Genomic DNA, 18,351 nt, shown 5'->3' on the forward strand with positions numbered 1-18,351 from the left:
CCCGTCGAGTGCTCACTTCCCGACGCCAGGAAAGTGAGCACTCGACACTTCCACGGTCGAGTGCCCACTTCCCGACACCTCCCAGTCGAGTGCCCACTTTCCGTATGCCGTCAGGCGCGGGCGGCGTAGCGACGCTCAGGGCGGCCGGTGGTGCCGTAGCGCAGCTTGACCTCGGCGCGTCCGACCGAGACGAAGTGCTCGAGGTAGCGACGCGCACTGACGCGTGAGATGCCCACAGCCTCAGCGCATTCCGTCGCCGAGAGGGTCTCGGCTGAGGTGCGCAGCGCACGCTCCACAGCCTCCGCGGTCTCGACGCTGAGACCCTTCGGCAGGGCGCTGGCCGGCGCACGACCGGCGGGCTGCGAGGTGAAGGCCGCGTCGATCTCGGCCTGCGTGAGGTCGTCGCTGAGGCTGCGAGCCCGCTCGGCGGCATACGTCAGCAGTCGCTGCTCGAGGTCGGGGAACGCGAAGGGCTTGAGCAGGTAGCCGACGACGCCCTGGCGCACCGCGCCGCGCACGGCATCGGCCTCCTTGGCCGCGGTGATGACGAGCACGTCGCACGTCTCGCCGGCCGCGCGCAACCGCGTCACGAGGTCGAGGCCGAAGGCATCCGGGAGGTAGAGGTCGAGGAGCAGGAGGTCGGGCTTGAGGGAGCTGACCATCGACAGCGCGTCGTCGCCGGTCTGGGCCGAGCCGACGACCTCGAAGCCGTCGATGCGCTCGACGAACCCTCGGTGGATGCGGGCGACCATGAAGTCGTCGTCGACGACGAGCACCCTGATCATGACCGGTCCTCCGCGGTGGTGGTCATCGCCTCGACGGTGAGCCGGGCGACGAACTTCGCGCCCCTCGGGGTGTTCTCGACCTCGACCTCACCACCGCGACGTTGGCAGATGAGACGCGTCAGCGCCAGCCCGATGCCGCGCTCGCCGGCACGTGCGGCCTTGGTCGTGAAGCCGTGGGTGAAGACCTCGGTCACGACCTCCGGAGCGATGCCCGGCCCGGAGTCGACGACGCTCACCTCGAGCGAGCTCGCGTCCTGACGGATCGTCAGCTCCACCCACTTGTCTGGCCCCTCCGAGGTGGCGGCCGCGTCGATGGCGTTGTCGACGAGGTTGCCGACGACGGCGGCGACGTCGGCCGTGTCACGCGGGGCGAGGCGTCCGAGCGAGGTGTCGTCCGAGACGCGCAGCTCCACCCGGCGCTCCGTCGCCTGCGCGGCCTTGGCCATGACGAGGGCCGTGACGGCGGTGTCACGGATGCGGCGCGACACCGCGAGGTCGAGCTGGGCACGGTGCTCACTGACGGAGTCGACGTAGCCGACGACCTCGTCGTACTCGCCGAGCTGGATGAGCCCGGAGATCGTGTGGAGCTGGTTGGCGAACTCGTGCGCCTGCGCCCGCAGCAGCTCCGTCGTGCTGCGGAACGAGCCGATCTCGCGCTCGAGGTCTGCGAGCTCGGTGCGGTCGCGCAGCGTCGTCACCGAGCCGAGGGGTCGGCCGTCCTTGCTGACCTCCATGCGGTTCATGACGAGCACCCGGCCGCGACGCAGCACGACCTGGTCGCGGGGCACGTGGGCGCTGCCGTCCCCCGCGTCGGAGCCGCTCTCGCCACTTCCGCCCTCGTCGGCCACACCGCGCAGGACATCACGGAGGCGGGGACCGAGCGACAGGTCGTCGAGACGCATCCCGACTGCATGCTCCGGAAGGTCGAGCAGGCGCTGGGCGACGTTGTTGACCAACGTGATCCGCTCATTCGTGTCGAGCGCGACGACACCCTCGGCGAGGCCGAAGAGCATCGCCTCGCGGCTCTCGGCGAGGCCGGTGATCTCGGCCGGCTCGAGCCCCAGGGTCTGCCGCTTGATGCGCCGGGCGAGCAGCCAGGACCCGACCCCGCCGATGACGAGGGCGATGCCGAGGTAGGTCGGAAGGTAGGAGGAGTTGCCTTGCAGGCGGTCGAAGGCGGACGGCATACGGACGGCGACCATGACGGTGCCGAGCTGGGCGCCCACGGGCAGCGGGCCCGACTCCGTGGGCGACGTCGGCGTGTAGAGCAACGGGCTCTGCGCGACGAGCATCCGCTCGCCGCCGATCTCCATGACGCCCGTCCAGCTCGCGCCCTCGCCGACGGCCGGCTTGCCGAGCGGGATGCGGGTCTTGTCGATCGTCGGGTCGGACGACACCGTCGCGATCTCGTCGGAGTCGGCGATCGTCACCGACGTGACGCCGTACTGCGTGACGACCGACTGGACGACGGCCGGCAGGACGTTGACGACGCCGCCGGGGCCCATCTCGGTGCGCACGATCGGCGTGCTCGCGAGCTGCTCCGCGATCGCCGACACCCGACGCCCCTCGGTGCGGGTGAAGGTCGCCTCCGACTGGGCGAGCGAGACGAGGGCGACAGTCACGAGCACACCGAGCAGGATGACCATCTGCGCGACGAGCAGCTGCCCGGCGAGGGAGAGGCGGCCGAAGCGACCCGGTCTCTGCGTGACCAAAACGAACTCAACCTTCATTGCTGACACAAGGGCGACACGGCGTCGTGGCGCAAGCCACGATCATGCCGTTCCTCCCACAGAATGCGAAAGAGACCTCGACGATGAGCACTCGCAAGCCCGCCCGCCGCACCATCCTCCTCGGCGTGACCGCCGGCGTCACCGCCCTCGCCCTCTCGGCCTGCGGGGCCACGGCGAAGAAGGACGAGGCCTCCACGGCCGCCGGCGCCAGCGCCGCGCCCGCCTCGAACCTGCAGATCATGGTCCCCAACTCCCCCGGCGGTGGCTACGACACCACCGCGCGCACGGCCGCCAAGGTCATGGAGTCCGCCGACATCACCGGGCCGATCCAGGTCTTCAACCTGCCGGGCGCCGGCGGGACGGTCGGCCTACAGCGCACCGTCAACGAGAAGGGCAACGGCAAGCTCGCCATGCAGATGGGGCTCGGCGTCGTCGGCGCGGCCTACACCCAGAAGTCGCAGGCCAAGCTCTCCGACACGACGCCGGTCGCCAAGCTCATCGAGGAGGCCGGCGCGATCGTCGTGCCGAAGGAGTCGTCCTACTCCGACATCAACGCCCTCGTCGCTGCGTGGAAGGCCGACCCCAAGAAGGTCAACGTCGGAGGCGGCTCCTCGCCCGGCGGCCCCGACCACCTGCTCCCGATGCAGCTGGCCAAGGCCGTCGGCATCGACCCCAAGACGGTCAGCTACATCGGCTTCGACGGTGGCGGCGAGCTGCTCCCGGCCCTCATCGGCAACAAGATCTCCTTCGGCGCCAGCGGCTTCGGCGAGTTCCTCGACCAGGTCAAGGCCGGCCAGGTCAAGGTGCTCGCGGTGACGAGCGACAAGCGCATCGACGCCCTGCCCGACGTGCCGACCCTCAAGGAGTCGGGCATCGACCTCGTCTTCACCAACTGGCGCGGCATCGTGGCCCCTCCCGGCATCTCCGACGCCGACAAGGCCACGTGGATCGACGCGCTGACGAAGATGCACGCCTCGCAGGGCTGGAAGGACGAGATGAAGAAGCGCGGCTGGACCGACGCCTTCGTCACCGGCGCCGACTTCGGCACCTTCCTCACCCAGCAGGACCAGGCCGTCGCCGAGATCCTCACGACCCTCGGGCTCGCGGGCTGATCATGGCCGACCTCGACGCCAACGGCCGGGGCGGCGACGCCGCCCCGGCCGGGGTCCCCGATCCCAGCCGCGATGCCAGCCGCGATGCCAGTCGGGATGTCGCTGTCGCTGACAGTGGGACGGCCGCTGACGGCGGTGTGGCCGCTGACGCTCCCGTGCGCCGCGGGGACCGCGCGCAGTACGGCGTGTGCGCCGGCCTCGCGGTCCTCGGCGGGCTGCTCCTCTTCGACGCCGCCCGCATCGGGCACGCCTCGAGCAGCAACGACCCGGTCGGGCCGCGCCCCGTGCCGATCATCATCGGCGTCCTCCTGCTGCTGACCGCGATCCTCTACGCCGTCGACGTCGCCCGCGGCGGCGTGGGCCACCCGGAGGAGGGCGAGGACGTCGACCTCTCGTCAGGCTCGGACTGGAAGACGCTCGGCCTGCTCGCCGCCTTCTTCGTCCTCAACGCGGTGCTCATCCAGCCGCTCGGCTGGGTCATCAGCGGAGCCATCCTCTTCGCCGGATCGGCCTACGCGCTCGGCAACCGGCACCACGTGCGAGGCATCGCCTTCGGGCTGGCGCTCTCGCTCGCCACCTTCTACGCCTTCGCCATCGGGCTCGACGTCAACCTGCCCGCCGGCGTGCTGCAAGGGATCCTCTGATGGACAACATCTCGAACCTCATCAGCGGCTTCGGCCACGTGCTGACGCCGATGAACCTCCTCTTCGCGCTCATCGGCGTCACGATCGGCACCGCCGTCGGCGTCCTCCCCGGCATCGGCCCGGCCATGACGGTGGCGCTCCTGCTCCCCGTCACCTACGGCCTCGAGCCGACCCAGGCCCTCATCATGTTCGCCGGCATCTTCTACGGCGGCATGTACGGCGGCTCGACGACCTCGATCCTGCTCAACACCCCCGGCGAGTCCTCGTCCGTCGTGACGGCGATCGAGGGCAACAAGATGGCCAAGGCCGGCCGGGCCTCCCAGGCTCTGGCCACGGCTGCCATCGGCTCCTTCGTCGCCGGCACCATCGGCACCCTGCTGCTCGCACTCGTCATGCCGCAGGTCGTGAAGTTCGCCGTGAGCCTCGGCGCTCCGGAGTACTTCGCGATCATGCTCGTCGCCTTCGTCGGCGCGAGTGCGGTCCTCGGCAGCTCGCGGATCCGCGGCTTCGCCGCCCTGCTCGTCGGCCTCGCCATCGGCATCATCGGCATCGACAAGGTGACCGGCCAGCAGCGCCTCACCTTCGGCGTCCCGCAGCTCGCCGACGGCATCGACGTCGTCGTCGTGGCGGTCGGGCTCTTCGCCGTCGGCGAGGCCCTCTGGGTCGCAGCACACCTGCGGCGCAAGGCTGCCGGGGTCATCCCCGTCGGCCGGCCGTGGATGGGCCGCGACGACTGGGGCCGGTCCTGGAAGCCCTGGCTGCGCGGCACCGCCTTCGGCTTCCCCTTCGGCGCCCTGCCCGCCGGCGGCGCCGAGATCCCGACCTTCCTGTCCTACATGACGGAGCGCAAGCTCTCGAAGCGGCCGGAGGAGTTCGGCAAGGGCGCCATCGAGGGCGTCGCGGGGCCGGAGGCGGCCAACAACGCCTCTGCCGCAGGCACGCTCGTGCCGATGCTCGCCCTCGGCCTGCCCACGAACGCCACCGCCGCGATCATGCTCGCGGCCCTGCAGGGCTGGGGTCTCGAGCCCGGCCCGCTCCTCATGGAGAAGCAGCCGGTGCTCGTGTGGACCCTCGTCGCGAGCCTCTTCATCGGCAACACGATGCTGCTGCTGCTCAACCTGCCGCTCGCTCCCGCGTGGGCCAAGCTGCTGCAGATCCCTCGTCCCTACCTCTACGCCGGCATCCTGTTCTTCGCGTCCATGGGGGCGTATGCCGTCAACGCCCAGCCGTTCGACCTCTTCCTCCTGCTCGGGCTGGGTCTCGTCGGCTTCGTCCTGCGCCGCTTCGGGCTGCCGGTGCTCCCCCTCATCATCGGCGTCATCCTCGGCCCGCTGGCCGAGCTCCAGGGCCGTCGCTCGCTCCAGCTGAGCGGTGGCGACCTCGGCGGCCTCATCGGCGGCCCGGTTGCCTGGGTCTGCTTCGCGATCATCGCGGTCGTGCTCCTCTGGCCGCTCGGCCGGCTGGCCCAGCGAGCCTGGTCGCAGCGCCCGGGTGGCACCGACGGCGGGTCCCACGGCGGCTCAGGCACCGGACCCGACGGCGGCGGCTCCACCGGCTCCGTCTCCCCCGCAACCACGGAGGTCAAGGCATGACGATCCTCGTCGGCTACATCCCCACCGCCCAGGGCGAGGCAGCACTGGCCGCCGCGATCGTCGAGGCCAAGGCGCACGACGAGGCGGTGCTCGTCATCAACATGTCGCGCGACGACAAGCTGGTGGACGCCCACCGCGCTGCGGGCAGCGACCTCGACCGGCTCGACCGGGACCTCGCCGAGTCGGGCGTGCCGCACGAGGTGCGGCGCATCGAGCACGGCACCGACCCCGCCGACCAGATCCTCGACGTCGTGGACTCGGAGCACCCGCGGATGCTCGTGATCGGCCTCCGGCACCGGTCCGCGGTCGGCAAGCTGCTCCTGGGCTCGACCGCCCAGCGGCTCCTGCTCGACGCCACCTGCCCGGTGCTCGCCGTCAAGGCGGACTGAGCCACCCGGCATAGCCCTGCTCCACCCCTGCGCGAAGCGGCCACTCGACACCAACCACCCAGTCGAGTGGCCGCTTCGTCACACCCTGACCCGGACGGGAGCTGGGCACTCGACGCCAACGCCAGCTCGAACGCCCAGTCCCCCACAGCCACACCCGTCGGGAAATGGGCACTCGACGGGAAGGGTGGCGGTGGTTTGCCCGGTCAGATCCGCTCAGCCGGCGATGCAGGCTCCGGTGTCGACCTCGCGGGAGGCCCTGACCCCGGCTTCGAGCACCGGCCGGGCCTCGCGCAGCGTGAGGGCGTAGCCCGTGCCGGCGTCCTCGAGCGACTTCGCGAAGATGACGCCGACGACGCGTCCGCTCGGGTCGAGCAACGGCCCGCCGGAGTTGCCGGGCTGCACGGTCGTGGCGAGCGAGTAGATCTCGCGGACGACGGGCTGGTCGCCGTAGATGTCGCGGCCGCGGGCGTCGAGGACGGATCGCACCCGGGCCGACACGACGCGGTAGGGCCCGTCGAGGGGGAAGCCCGGCACCGCCGCGGACGCGCCCCGCTCGAGCTCGGAGCCGAGCGGCAGCGCCGGCGGCGTCAGCCCTGGCACGTCGATGACGGCGAGGTCGCGCTCGGGGTCGAAGACGACGACGCGGCCGCGCAGCAGCTCGTCGCCGCCCTCGACGCGCACCTCGCTCGCACCGGCGACGACGTGGGCGTTCGTCACGACGCGGCCGGGGGCGAGCACCCAGCCGGTGCCCTCCTGGCCGCGCTGGCACGACGTCGAGACGGTGGTCACCTTGACGACCGAGCGGCCCGCCTCGCGCACCGCGGCCGAGCGCGCCACGGCGGGGTCGGGGTCCTGGACCGGCGTGATCGGCTCGGGCACGAGACCGCCGAAGACCTGCGGAAACCCTTGGCTCGACAGGAAACCGCGGAAGCCGGCAAAGATCTCGCCGGTCTGCTCCGGCACGAGGGTGTTGACGACCCGCAGCACCTTCGAGTCCGCCATCGCCTTCGAGAGCGTCTGGTTGCCGGCCGTGCGCAGGGCCCCGCCGATGAACCACACGATGAGGGTCGCGGCGAGCGTCACGACGACCGCACCGAGCACCGCGTCGACCCGCCGTAGCGACGGCTGCCCGACCCGGCGGCGGATCGACCCGCCGATGAGGCCGCCGAGGAACTGGCCGAGCCAGCCGAAGACGATCACCGCGCCCAGCAGCAGGACGACCCGCGTGCGCGAGTCCTGCCCGGTGGGCCCCCACCGCTCGAGCACCGCCGGCATCTGCCACACGGCGAGCAGCGCGAAGACGAAGAAGCCGACGAGCGAGAAGACGCTCTGGATGAGCCCCTGGCGGTAGCCCGAGACGCCGTAGGCGACGAGCAGGACGATGAGGGCGATGTCGAGCAGCGTGCTGCCGGTCATCAACGTCCTCCCCCGAGGTAGCGCGGGGGGAGCGGTCGCTGCAGCGCGGGATCCCACGGCTGTGACCGGCCGCCCAGCTCGAGCAGGCTGCTCAGCAGCCCGGCCGTGAAGCCCCAGAGGAGCAGGTCGCCGATCTCGAAGGCGGCTCCGACGTAGCCCGACGGGTGCGTCACCGAGAAGCGGTGCCCGGGGTCGACGAGGTGCGTCACAGGGACGGAGAGCACGTCGTGCACCTCCGCCGGGTCGCGCACGCCGATCGGCGACGGCGACGACCACCAGCCGAGCACCGGCGCGACGACGAAGTTGGCAGGAGACAGGAAGAGCGAGGGCAGCACCGCGAGCACGTCGACGCCCGACGGGTCGAGGCCCACCTCCTCCTCGGCCTCGCGCAGCGCCGTGGCGACGAGGTCGTCGTCCTCGAGGTCGCGCGCCCCACCGGGGAAGGCGATCTGGGCCGGCTGGGTGCGCATCGTGTGCGAGCGCTCGATGAGCACGACGTGCTCGCCCTCGTCAGTCGCGCCCGCCGGCGGCGGCCCGAAGAGGATGAGGACCGCCGACTCGCGCGCGCCCTCGTCGGGCGGCAGGAACTTCGAGAACCACTCCGGCGGAGTCGAGCTCACCCGCTCGGCGAGCTCGTGCAACCAGTCGGGGCGGGGCGCCTCGCCCGCCCCGAGCGCCGGGGAGGGGTCGATGGAGCCCGAGCGGCCGGCATACGCGATGCCACTGACGACCTGCGTCACGCGCGAGCCTTCACTTCGGGGCCAGCTCGTACTTGAGCAGCTTCGCCGCCCGCTCGGGGTCGGTCTCGCCGATGCCGTAGCTCGGGCACCAGCGCGCCACCGGGCAGGCGCCGCAGGCGGGCTTCTTCGCGTGGCACGTGCGGCGGCCGTGGAAGATGAGGACGTGGCTGAGCATCGTCCAGTCCTTGCGCATGAAGAGCCGGCCGATCTCGTGCTCGACCTTGACGGGGTCCTCCTCCTCGGTCCAGCCGAAGCGGCGGACGAGGCGGCCGAAGTGCGTGTCGACGGTGATGCCGGGGATGTCGAAGGCGTTGCCGAGGACGACGTTCGCGGTCTTGCGGCCGACTCCCGGCAGGGTCACGAGGTCCTTGAGCCGCGGCGGCACCTCCCCGTCGAAGCGCTCGACGAGGGCCGAGCCCAGCTTGATGAGCGAGTCGGTCTTGGCCCGGTAGAAGCCGGTCGGCTGGATGATCGTCTCGAGCTCGGTGCGGTCGGCGTTCGCGTAGTCGGCCGCGGTGCGGTACTTCGCGAAAACGATCGGCGTCACCTTGTTGACCCCGACGTCGGTCGTCTGCGCCGAGAGGATCGTCGCGACGAGCAGCTCGAGCGGCGTCGAGAAGTCGAGCTCACAGTGCGCATAGGGGTAGCGCTCGTGCAGCGATCGGTACATGCGGCGCGCGCGGCGCACCCGCGCGACGGGCGACTCGTCGGCGGTCACGACGGCTCGGGCAGACACAGACGACACTGTATGCCGCCGCCCTGAGTCACGCGCGCGCGTCCCGTCGGACGGGGGGTGGGGGTCGGGCGGGGCCGCGTTGTCGAGGGTTGCGGGTGAAGGCGAGAGCGGCTGGGTACGGGTCTCCTGCACGGAGGAGGAGCACCACATGTCGACAGGGACCCGACCGGGGGGCCGCGCCACGAGCGTCGCCGCGCCCCCGGATGACGACGATCTCGAGCAGCTGCTCGGCCGGCTGGCCGGGGCTGGCCTCGCTCACGCCCCCGCGGAGGGGGTCGGCGACGCGCTGGAGCAGATGGTCGGGCACCCGGAGTTCCCCTGCCTCGGTGCGAAGTCCGTCTTCCGTCGAGGCAGCGTCGAGCACGTGGTCCTCGACGACATGTCCGGCGCCGACGTGCCGGAGTCGCTGCTGGCCCGGCTCGGGGAGTTCGCCCGCGACATCGATGGCGAGGACGGCTTCCACTCCTTCATCGCGACCTTCCGCGGGCCCGTCCCCGCTGACGAGGCAGCCTTCGAGAGGGCTCTCTTCGAGCTCCTGCAGCGGCTGCACGACGCCGACGACGACGAGTGGGCACCGGGAGTCGGCTCCGACCCCAACGACCCGCACTTCGCCTTCAGCGTCGGCGGCACCGCCTACTTCATCGTCGGCCTGCATCCCGCGGCCTCGCGCGTCGCCCGTCGGGCACCGCTCCCGACCCTCGTCTTCAACCCGCACGAGCAGTTCGAGCAGCTGCGGGAGGAGGGCCGCTTCGAGCGGATGCGCGGCGCCATCCGGCGCCGCGACAAGGACCTGCAGGGCAGCATCAACCCGATGGTGGCCGACCACGGCGAGGCCACCGAGGCGATGCAGTACTCCGGCCGGGCGCACGGCGCCGACTGGGAGCCGCCACTCGAGGTGCACGAGACTGCGGGTGGCGACGCCGGCCACACCGACCGCGCAGACGACTCCGACACCCCCGAGGGGACCTGATGGACACGACCCGACTCGCTCCCCAGACCGGCGCCGGCTTCGTCCTGCGCGCCGGCCAGAGCCTCACCGTCGTCGACCCGACGGGTGGCCAGGTGAGCGACTTCTACTGCGTGCTCGCCGACGACCACGACGAGTGGCTGTCGTCCGGGCGCACGATCGACTACGCGAACTCCACGCTCGTGACGACCGGCACGGTGCTCTACAGCAACCGCAGCACCGAGATGGCCGTCGTCGTCGACGACACGTGCGGCCGGCACGACTTCCTCCTGACGCCCTGCAGCCAGCAGACCTTCGACCTGCTCTATCCGGAGTTCGAGGGGGCCTACCACCCGAGCTGCTTCGAGAACCTCGCGACGTCGATGGGGCCCCTGGGTGTCGACCCGGACCGCATCGGCACGACGCTCAACATCTTCATGAACGTCTGGGCCGAGCGCGACGGCGAGCTGCACATCGACCCTCCGACCTCAGTCGCCGGCGATCGCTTCGTGCTCGAGGCCCGGGCCGACCTCGTCGTCGGGCTGACAGCGTGCTCGGCCGAGAAGTCCAACGGTGGGGTGTGCAAGCCGATCGACTACCGGATCGACGGCTGAGCACCGGCTGGACGCGCGCTGGACGACGGCTGGTCGGCGCACCCCTGAGTGGCTGCGGGTCATCCGCCCCGCCGAGGGATGCGTCAGAGCCCGGCGCACGCGTGCCCTCCATGGCACACTGACCCCGTGGATCTCGATGTGGTGAGGCGCGCCCCCCTGTTCAAGGCCTTGGACGACGAGGCGGCTGCTGCCCTGCAGTCCCAGATGAGTCGCTCCCGGATGGAACGCGGCGACGTGCTCTTCCACGAGGGCGACCGGGGCGACACGCTCTACGTCATCGCCGAGGGCAAGATCAAGCTCGGTCGCACGAGCCCCGACGGCCGCGAGAACCTCGTCGCGATCCTCGGCCCCGGCGAGATGTTCGGTGAGCTCAGCCTCTTCGACCCGGGCCCCCGCACGATGACCGCGACCGCCATCGCCGAGACACAGCTGCTCGGCCTCGGCAACGACTCCCTCACCGGCCTGCTCTCCGGTCGCCCAGAGGTCTCGAAGGCGCTGCTGGCGGCGCTCGCCCAGCGGCTGCGCCGCACCAACGCCCACCTCGCCGACCTCGTCTTCACCGACGTCCCCGGCCGGGTCGCCAAGGCCCTGCTCGAGCTGTCGGAGCGCTTCGGGCGCCCGGTCGAGGGTGGCGTCATGGTGTCGCACGACCTCACCCAGGAGGAGCTCGCGCAGCTCGTCGGCGCCTCGCGTGAGACGGTCAACAAGGCCCTCGCCGACTTCGCCACGCGTGGCTGGCTCCGCCTCGAGGCCCGGGCCGTCCTCCTGCTCGACGTCGAGCGGCTCAAGCGCCGCGCTCGCTGAGTCTCGGTGCGCCACAGCGCCGCCCGCGCCACTGAAGCCACCACACAGCAGTCAGGCACACACGTCGGGGCCATTCGCAGCCCGTATGCCGTGTGCGGCTGACCTCACCGCGTGACGAAGACCCACCCCTGGGGGCCGTTGAGCACCACGCGGTCGGCACTGTCGGCCGCAGCCGCGACGAGCGCCGCGTTGGCCTCGTCGGTCTGCTCGACCCAGGCCGCCGCCGCGCCCGGCTCCTTGCCGAAGGTCACGTGCCGCTCGACGAGACGCGACCGCCGCACGTCGTCGTCGCCGGTCACGAACCACACCTGCCCGAGCGGCGCCCGCGCCCGCTGCCACCGGCTCTCCGGCAGGAGCAGGTAGTTGCCCTCGGTGACGACGAGCCGGGCCGCGGGTGGCACGACCATCGCTGCGGCGATGGGCTGCTCGAGGGTCCGCTCGAAGCCGGGGGCGTAGACCCACGACTCGGGGTCGTCGACGAGACGACGCAACAGGGCGGCATACCCCTCCGCGTCGAAGGTGTCAGGGGCACCCTTGCGGCCACGGGAGCCGAGCCGGTCGAGCTGCACGTCAGCGAGGTGGAAGCCGTCCATGGGCACGTGCGCGACCCAGTCGGCGCCCTGCGCCCGCGCGACACCGTCGACGAGTGCCTCGGCGAGGGTCGACTTGCCCGCCCCGGGCGCGCCCGCGATGCCGAGCACGACCCGGCGGCGGTCGCCGACCAGCTCGACCGCCGCCGCGACGAGCGCCTCCAGGCCGTATGTCGTCCCCATGTAGCCAGTCCGTCAGGGGTGGGTGCGGAGGTACTCGAGCTGGGCGTTCACCGACAGCTCGGCTGCCGGCCAGACGCTGCGTGGCACGTCGGCATAGACCGTTTCCACGACGTCGTATGCCGTCTGCGCACCTCGGGCGACCGCGTCGCGCACCTGCTCCAGCCGCTCTGCGCGGTGTCGGAGGTAAAAGCTCACCGTTTCGGCAGCGTCGCTGACGGCCGGCCCGTGCCCGGGCAGAAGACTCGTCACTGTGCCCGCACGGGTGAGCGCCTCGATGCGAGAGAGGGATTCGAGGTATGCCTCGAGGTTGCCGTCCGGCCACGCAACGACCGTCGTGCCCCGACCGAGAACCGTGTCACCGGTGAGCAGCGTGTTGTCGGCCGGCAGCACGAAGGAGAAGGAGTCGCTCGAGTGACCCGGCGTCGGCACGGCCAGGATCTCGAGCCCCCCGACGGTGATCAGCTCGCCCTCGCGAACGTCGTCGTGCCCGCGCCCGAAGCCCCGCACCGGCGCACCGGTCAGCTCGTGGAAGCGGTCGGCGCTCTCTGCATGGTCGAGGTGCCCATGGGTCAACAAGGTCAAGGCGATTCGGCGGCCCGACTCCCGCACGTGATTGACGACGGCCGACAGGTGCGACTCGTCGAGCGGTCCGGGGTCGACCACGACGACGTCGTCCGAGCCCGGCTCGGCCAGCAGCCAGGTGTTCGTGCCGTCGAGCGTCATGGGTGACGGGTTCGGGCAGAGCACGCAGACAGCCCGCTCCCCCACCGGGCCGCCGGCCCAGCTCGGGTCCGCGACCGCACCCTTCATCGCTCGACGACCTCCATCGCCGGCCCGAGCTCGCTGTGGACGACCTCGGGCATGATCAGCGGCAGGTGCTCGGCGTGCGCCACGAATTCGCTTGCGCTGGAAGCCTGCAGGATCTCCTCCACCCACATGACGGTTGGCGGCAGCATGGAAGCCCGCCCGGCGGCATACGCCGAGAGGAGCTCGCGTGGTGCCACCCACGCAGCGTGGTCGGCCTCGCTCGTGTCACCGTCGGCGATCTGCCCGCGGGGCATGTGCACCGCAAAGAACCACGTGTCGAAGCGGCGCGGCTCGAAGACCGGGGTCACCCAATGCGCTTTGACGACAACGAGATCAGAGCGCAGCACGAGTCTCTCGTCACGCAGCACCTCACCGAGCGAGACGTCACGGGCGATGAGCGCATCGCGCACCCCGCGCCACCGCTCCGCCTCGACCGGGGCAAGCGGCCCGCTCGCCGAAGGGCCGGCGAGCAGCACACCGCACTCCTCGAAGACCTCCCGGATCGCGGCCGCGACATACATCTGGGCGTCGGTCGGCGAGCACCCGAGCCGGGCGCCCCACTGGACGGGCGACGGGCCGGCCCACGGCAGGTCCTGCTCGCCATCACGCTCATCGACACCACCGCCCGGGAAGACCATCGTGCTCGGCGCGAACGCCATCTGCGAAACCCGACGGAGCATGAAGACCTCGACAGCCGAGGTCCGGGCGCTGCCGTCGGCGACATCGCCGGAGTCGTCGACAGCAGCGGGGTCGGAAGCGCCCACCTCGGCGTCGCGCACGAGCATGACGGTGCTCGCCCGACGCGGCCGGGCCACCTCCCACCGCTCACCGGCTAGCCAGCGCCGCCCGGCATCGGAGATGCCCGGCGTCGTCGTCAGTGGGAAGAGGCGACCCAAGGCGGTCTCGCGATCAGTCCCGCACCGAGACGATGACCTCGACCTCGACCGGCGCGTCGAGCGGCAGCGCAGCGACACCGACGGCCGAGCGGGCGTGAATTCCCTTGTCCCCGAATGCCTTCACAAAGAGCTCACTCGCGCCGTTGATGACTCCGGGCTGACCGGTGAAGCCGGGGTCGGAGGCGACGAAGCCGACGACCTTGACGACGCGCGACACCTTGTCGAGGTCGCCGATCTCCGACTTGATCGCGGCGATCGCGTTGAGCGCGCACGTCTCGGCGAGCGCCTTGGCGGCGTCGGCGTCGACCTCGGCCCCGACCTTGCCGGTCGCGGCGAGGGCGCCGGCAACCATCGGCAGCTGGCCGGAGGTGAAGACGAGGTCACCGTCACGCATGACCGGGACGTAGGCCGCGACGGGCGGCACGACCTCGGGCACGGTGAGCCCCAGCTCGGACAGGCGGTCCTCCACGGCACCCACGGTCAGTTGCCCCCGGACTTGGGACGCTTGAAGTAGGCGACGAGACTCGAGCCGTCGGGTCCGTTGACGATCTGGACGAGCTCCCAGCCGTCAGCCCCGAAGTTGTCGAGGATCGCCTTGGTGTTGTGGATCAGAAGAGGTGCGGTGAGGTACTCCCACGTGGTCATGAGACTCACCCTACTCAGTGCTGCGCTCGCGCTCTGCGCCGTCACCGGGTGCACGCCGGCGCCCGGTGGCAGCATGGCGGCCATGTCGACCGCCCCCCGCTCGGAGCCCGCGCCCCTGCCCCCGTCGTCACCGCCCGCGGCGACGCGTGCCTACGGCGCCGACCCCGCCCAGGTCTACGACGTGCGCCTCCCGCCGCCCGGGGTGATTCCCCTGCACGCGACGGTGCTCGTCGTCCACGGCGGCTTCTGGCGCGCGGCATACGACCGCGCCCACGCCGAGCCGGAGGCTCGAGCCTTCGCGGAGGCGGGCTACACCGTCGCGGTGGCCGAGTACCGCCGCGTCGGTATGCCGGGTGGCGGCGTCCCCGGCACCCTCGACGACGTGCGCGGGGTGATCACCGCGGTGTTGGCCGATCCCGAGCTGCCCCAGCCTGTCGTCCTCGTCGGACACTCCGCCGGCGGCCACCTCGTCACGTGGGCCGCCGCCCAGCCGTGGATCGCCGAGGGTCATCCCGGCGGCGTCGCTGGGGCCGTCGCGCTCGCGGGGGTCGTGGACCTCGGAGCGGCTGACCGGATGCAGCTGGGCGACGGCGCCGCACGGGCCTTCGTCGGCTCCGACGCGGGGAGCGCGGCGTGGGCGGCAGCCGACCCGATGTCGTCGCACCCGCGGGTGCCGGTGCGCCTGATCTGGGGCGACGAGGACGACGTGGTGCCCGCCGCGGTCGGTGACGCCTACCTCGCGCAGGCGAGAGCGGCCGGGGCCGACGTGAGGAGCGAGGTCATCCGCGGTGCCGACCACTTCGCCCTCATCGACCCGACCGCCCCGGCCTTCCGGTCGGTCCTCGCCACGGTCCACGCCCTCCTCCCCTGACGCCACCCTCACCTGAATCGAGGTGGTGCTGGACCCCACGTCGGTGTCGGCATCACCTCGCATCGGGGGTGCAGGACGGGGGTCATAGGGTGGACTGGTGACGAACGACTGGGCGAAGGCGCGTCTGCACGTCGTCACGGGCAAGGGCGGCACCGGCAAGACGACCGTCGCCTCTGCGCTCGCGCTCGCCCTCGCCGCACGCCCGGGCCGCGTCCTGCTCAGCGAGGTCGAGGGTCGCCAGGGGATCAGCCAGACCTTCGACGTGCCGCCGCTCGGCACCGAGGAGACGCGCATCCTGCGCCTCGCCACCGGCGGCGAGGTCATCGGCCTGTCGGTCGACGCCAAGGCCGCCCTGCTCGAGTACCTCCAGCTCTTCTACAAGCTCGGCCGGGCCGGCAAGCTGCTCGAGAAGTTCGGCGCCATCGACTTCGCGACGACGATCGCCCCCGGAGTGCGCGACGTGCTCCTCATCGGCAAGATCTACGAGGCCAACCGCCGGCGCCGCGACGGCCGCCACAAGGGCGAGGGGCCGCTCGCCTACGACGCCCTCGTGCTCGACGCCCCACCGACGGGGCGCATCGGCCGCTTCCTGTCGGTCAACTCCGAGGTCGCCGACCTCGCCAGGATGGGTCCGATCCACTCCCAGGCCGGCGCGATCACGCAGCTGCTCGAGTCCGAGCGCACCGTCGTGCACTTCGTGACCCTGCTCGAGGAGATGCCGGTCCAGGAGACCCTCGAGTCGATCGCCGAGCTGAGAGCCAAGGGTCTGCGCCCCGGGGCGATCGTCGTCAACATGGTGCGCGCGCCCCTGCTCGACGACGCTGCCCTGGAACAGGCGCGTGCCGGCCGCCTGCACAAGCCGTCGCTGCGCACCCAGCTGAGCGAGGCCGGTGTGACCGTGACCGCCGAGCTCGTCGACGGGCTGATCGCCGAGGCGCGTGACCACGCGCTGCGGGTCGACCTGGAGCGAGAGCAGCTCGCGCTGCTCGAGGGCACCGGCCTGCCGATCGTCACCCTCCCCGCGCTGTCGCAGGGCGTCGACTCGGGCTCGGTGCACGAGCTGGCCGGCATGCTCGTCGACCAGGGGATGGCGTCGTGAGTGCACAGACCGCCCCGAAGCCGGCCGCCCCGAAGCCGGCCGCCCCGATGCCGCCCGCCCCCCACCGCCCGCCCCAGCTCGACATCGACGCCGTCATCGCCGACCCCAGGACCGAGATCATCGTCTGCTGCGGCTCCGGAGGTGTCGGCAAGACGACGACCGCGGCGGCTCTCGGCCTGCGTGCCGCCGAGTCCGGCCGCCGCGTCGTCGTGCTGACGATCGACCCAGCCCGTCGCCTCGCGCAGTCGCTCGGCCTCACGGAGCTCGACAACACGCCCCGCCCGGTGACCGGCATCGACTCGTCGGCGGGCGGCAGCCTCCACGCGATGATGCTCGACATGAAGCGGACCTTCGACGAGGTCGTCATCGCCCACTCCGAGCCGGGCAAGGCCGAGCAGATCCTCGCCAACCCCTTCTACCAGGCGGTCAGCAGCTCGTTCGCCGGCACGCAGGAGTACATGGCCATGGAGAAGCTCGGCCAGCTCAAGGCGAGCGCCGGCACCCCCGAGGCCCCGTGGGACCTCATCATCGTCGACACCCCGCCGTCGCGCTCGGCCCTCGACTTCCTCGATGCGCCCAACCGGCTCGGCAGCTTCCTCGACGGCCGCTTCATCCGCCTGCTCACCGCGCCCGCGAAGGCGGGTGGCCGCGCGGGCCTCAAGGTCTTCGGCATCGGCGTGCAGCTCGTGACGAGCACGATGACCAAGATCCTCGGCGGGCAGATGCTGAGCGACGTGCAGACCTTCGTCAACGCCCTCGACACGATGTTCGGCGGTTTCCGCGAGCGCGCCGACGAGACCTACCGCCTGCTCTCCGAGGAGGGCACCGCCTTCCTCGTCGTCGCCGCACCCGAGCGCGACGCCCTGCGCGAGGCGTCCTACTTCGTCGAGCGCCTCGAGGCCGACGGTATGCCGCTCGCCGGGCTCGTCGTCAACCGCATCGGTCGCGTCTCGGCACCGGGTCTCACCCCGAGCAAGTCCCTGGCCGTGGCGGAGTCGCTCGAGGACGGCAACGGGCCGCGCTCCGCGACGACCGCGGCGGGGGTGCTGCGCCTCCATGCCGACCTCGTGCGCACGGCGGAGCGCCAGCGCGACCTGGCCGACCGGTTCTCGAGGTCCCACCCCAGCATCCCGGTCGTGCAGGTGCCAGCGCTCGGCCGTGACGTGCACGACCTCGAGAGCCTGCGCGAGGTCGGCACCTCGCTCGCCGGCGCCTGACCCCCCTACGCACACGTCGGGGCCACCCGCATACCGTTTCCGGCGTGCGGGTGGCCCCGATGTGTGCGGGCGGGTGTCGCCCCGCGTGGCACCCCCCGGCGTCAGCGCGTGTCAGCCCGTCGTCGGGCCTGGTCGATCCTCGTCAGTGGGTCGGGTGCGAGGCCATCCCGGCTCGCAGCGCCGTCTTCCACGACGTGATGTCCGGACGGCGACGGAGCAGGGCCCGACGCTCGCGCTCGGTCATCCCGCCCCACACGCCGAACTCGGTGCGGTTGTCGAGTGCCTCGGCGAGGCACTGGGCCAGCACCGGGCAGGCCTTGCACACCGCTTTGGCGTCGTGCTGGGCCTTGCCCCGCACGAACAGCGCATCCGGGTCCTGGCTGGAGCAGCGAGCCTGGCTCGCCCACTCCTGCGTCCACTCTTCTGTGACTGCGGCAATGCTCATGACGTTTACCCCTCCCCGCTCGGGCCTCCCACGACTCCGAGCCGACTGAGACCGTCCCACCGATCTCGGCTTGGGCCACCCCCCGGCTGG

21 protein-coding genes are annotated in these 18,351 nt (G+C 71.7%); 10 read left to right on the plus strand and 11 right to left on the minus strand.

What is annotated here, in order from left to right; genetic code table 11:
• Nucleotides 1-110: 110 nt before the first annotated feature.
• Nucleotides 111-785, minus strand: a complete 675-nt coding sequence (locus tag FBY41_RS04665) for a response regulator (RefSeq protein WP_141842192.1) — start codon at nucleotides 783-785, stop codon at nucleotides 111-113.
• Nucleotides 782-2,515: a sensor histidine kinase gene (locus FBY41_RS04670; RefSeq protein WP_141842193.1), complete on the minus strand. Its 1,734-nt coding sequence runs from the start codon at nucleotides 2,513-2,515 to the stop codon at nucleotides 782-784. The genes FBY41_RS04665 and FBY41_RS04670 overlap by 4 nt, the downstream gene beginning before the upstream one ends.
• An 83-nt stretch (nucleotides 2,516-2,598) precedes the next feature.
• Here FBY41_RS04670 and FBY41_RS04675 point away from each other — a divergent pair, with 83 nt between their 5' ends.
• The 4 genes from FBY41_RS04675 to FBY41_RS04690 are packed head-to-tail and all read left to right on the plus strand — an operon-like array spanning nucleotide 2,599 to nucleotide 6,252.
• A complete protein-coding gene (locus FBY41_RS04675; protein ID WP_141842194.1) occupies nucleotides 2,599-3,627 on the plus strand; it encodes a Bug family tripartite tricarboxylate transporter substrate binding protein in 1,029 nt (342 codons plus the stop codon).
• Between the two features lie 2 nt (nucleotides 3,628-3,629).
• A complete protein-coding gene (locus FBY41_RS04680) occupies nucleotides 3,630-4,271 on the plus strand; it encodes a tripartite tricarboxylate transporter TctB family protein (RefSeq protein ID WP_141842195.1) in 642 nt (213 codons plus the stop codon).
• On the plus strand, nucleotides 4,271-5,863 hold the full coding sequence (locus FBY41_RS04685) for a tripartite tricarboxylate transporter permease (RefSeq protein WP_141842196.1): 1,593 nt from the start codon (nucleotides 4,271-4,273) through the stop codon (nucleotides 5,861-5,863). The genes FBY41_RS04680 and FBY41_RS04685 overlap by 1 nt, the downstream gene beginning before the upstream one ends.
• Nucleotides 5,860-6,252, plus strand: a complete 393-nt coding sequence (locus tag FBY41_RS04690) for a universal stress protein (protein WP_141842197.1) — start codon at nucleotides 5,860-5,862, stop codon at nucleotides 6,250-6,252. The genes FBY41_RS04685 and FBY41_RS04690 overlap by 4 nt, the downstream gene beginning before the upstream one ends.
• Before the next feature lie 213 nt (nucleotides 6,253-6,465).
• Here FBY41_RS04690 and FBY41_RS04695 read toward each other — a convergent pair whose 3' ends face one another.
• From FBY41_RS04695 to nth, 3 genes are read right to left on the minus strand one after another with little or no spacing between them, the layout of a single operon-like run.
• Nucleotides 6,466-7,668, minus strand: a complete 1,203-nt coding sequence (locus FBY41_RS04695) for a MarP family serine protease (protein WP_141842198.1) — start codon at nucleotides 7,666-7,668, stop codon at nucleotides 6,466-6,468.
• Complete coding sequence (locus FBY41_RS04700; protein WP_141842199.1) at nucleotides 7,668-8,408, minus strand: NUDIX hydrolase; 741 nt, start codon at nucleotides 8,406-8,408, stop codon at nucleotides 7,668-7,670. Before FBY41_RS04700 ends, FBY41_RS04695 begins: the two co-directional genes overlap by 1 nt.
• A gap of 10 nt (nucleotides 8,409-8,418) precedes the next feature.
• Nucleotides 8,419-9,078 (minus strand): endonuclease III, encoded by a 660-nt coding sequence (gene nth / locus FBY41_RS04705; RefSeq protein WP_260439631.1) that lies wholly within the window; start codon nucleotides 9,076-9,078, stop codon nucleotides 8,419-8,421.
• A gap of 214 nt (nucleotides 9,079-9,292) precedes the next feature.
• Here nth and gntA point away from each other — a divergent pair, with 214 nt between their 5' ends.
• From gntA to FBY41_RS04720, 3 genes are all read left to right on the plus strand, one after another.
• Nucleotides 9,293-10,114, plus strand: a complete 822-nt coding sequence (gene gntA, locus FBY41_RS04710) for a guanitoxin biosynthesis heme-dependent pre-guanitoxin N-hydroxylase GntA (RefSeq protein WP_221629204.1) — start codon at nucleotides 9,293-9,295, stop codon at nucleotides 10,112-10,114.
• Complete coding sequence (locus FBY41_RS04715; RefSeq protein WP_141842200.1) at nucleotides 10,114-10,704, plus strand: DUF1989 domain-containing protein; 591 nt, start codon at nucleotides 10,114-10,116, stop codon at nucleotides 10,702-10,704. Before gntA ends, FBY41_RS04715 begins: the two co-directional genes overlap by 1 nt.
• Nucleotides 10,705-10,830: 126 nt before the next feature.
• Nucleotides 10,831-11,508, plus strand: coding sequence for a Crp/Fnr family transcriptional regulator (locus tag FBY41_RS04720; RefSeq protein ID WP_141842201.1), 678 nt, complete (start codon nucleotides 10,831-10,833; stop codon nucleotides 11,506-11,508).
• A 104-nt stretch (nucleotides 11,509-11,612) separates the two neighbouring features.
• Here the strand turns inward: FBY41_RS04720 and FBY41_RS04725 are convergent, their stop codons facing one another.
• From FBY41_RS04725 to FBY41_RS04745, 5 genes are read right to left on the minus strand one after another with little or no spacing between them, the layout of a single operon-like run.
• The gene (locus tag FBY41_RS04725; protein ID WP_141842202.1) at nucleotides 11,613-12,281 is read right to left on the minus strand and encodes a nucleoside/nucleotide kinase family protein; all 669 of its coding nucleotides are present in this window, start codon (nucleotides 12,279-12,281) and stop codon (nucleotides 11,613-11,615) included.
• A 12-nt stretch (nucleotides 12,282-12,293) separates the two neighbouring features.
• A complete protein-coding gene (locus FBY41_RS04730) occupies nucleotides 12,294-13,091 on the minus strand; it encodes an MBL fold metallo-hydrolase (RefSeq protein ID WP_141842203.1) in 798 nt (265 codons plus the stop codon).
• Nucleotides 13,088-13,984 carry an NUDIX hydrolase gene (locus FBY41_RS04735; protein ID WP_141842204.1) on the minus strand — a complete coding sequence of 299 codons (897 nt, stop codon included), beginning with the start codon at nucleotides 13,982-13,984 and terminating at the stop codon, nucleotides 13,088-13,090. The genes FBY41_RS04730 and FBY41_RS04735 overlap by 4 nt, the downstream gene beginning before the upstream one ends.
• Nucleotides 13,985-13,997: 13 nt before the next feature.
• Nucleotides 13,998-14,462: a RidA family protein gene (locus FBY41_RS04740; protein WP_141842205.1), complete on the minus strand. Its 465-nt coding sequence runs from the start codon at nucleotides 14,460-14,462 to the stop codon at nucleotides 13,998-14,000.
• Between the two features lie 2 nt (nucleotides 14,463-14,464).
• Nucleotides 14,465-14,629, minus strand: a complete 165-nt coding sequence (locus FBY41_RS04745; protein ID WP_141824447.1) for a DUF4177 domain-containing protein — start codon at nucleotides 14,627-14,629, stop codon at nucleotides 14,465-14,467.
• Between the two features lie 82 nt (nucleotides 14,630-14,711).
• Between FBY41_RS04745 and FBY41_RS04750 the strand changes: the two genes are divergently transcribed.
• The 3 genes from FBY41_RS04750 to FBY41_RS04760 all read left to right on the plus strand — a co-directional run bounded on the left by FBY41_RS04750 (nucleotide 14,712) and on the right by FBY41_RS04760 (nucleotide 17,816).
• Nucleotides 14,712-15,500, plus strand: a complete 789-nt coding sequence (locus FBY41_RS04750) for an alpha/beta hydrolase family protein (protein WP_141842206.1) — start codon at nucleotides 14,712-14,714, stop codon at nucleotides 15,498-15,500.
• 94 nt (nucleotides 15,501-15,594) lie between these two features.
• On the plus strand, nucleotides 15,595-16,599 hold the full coding sequence (locus FBY41_RS04755; RefSeq protein ID WP_141842207.1) for an ArsA-related P-loop ATPase: 1,005 nt from the start codon (nucleotides 15,595-15,597) through the stop codon (nucleotides 16,597-16,599).
• Between the two features lie 47 nt (nucleotides 16,600-16,646).
• Entirely contained in the window at nucleotides 16,647-17,816 is a 1,170-nt protein-coding gene (locus FBY41_RS04760; protein ID WP_141843157.1) for an ArsA family ATPase, read from the plus strand.
• A gap of 142 nt (nucleotides 17,817-17,958) precedes the next feature.
• Here the strand turns inward: FBY41_RS04760 and FBY41_RS04765 are convergent, their stop codons facing one another.
• On the minus strand, nucleotides 17,959-18,261 hold the full coding sequence (locus tag FBY41_RS04765) for a WhiB family transcriptional regulator (protein ID WP_141842208.1): 303 nt from the start codon (nucleotides 18,259-18,261) through the stop codon (nucleotides 17,959-17,961).
• Nucleotides 18,262-18,351: the final 90 nt, after the last annotated feature.

Source organism: Humibacillus xanthopallidus (assembly GCF_006716675.1).
Lineage (GTDB): Bacteria > Actinomycetota > Actinomycetes > Actinomycetales > Dermatophilaceae > Humibacillus > Humibacillus xanthopallidus_B.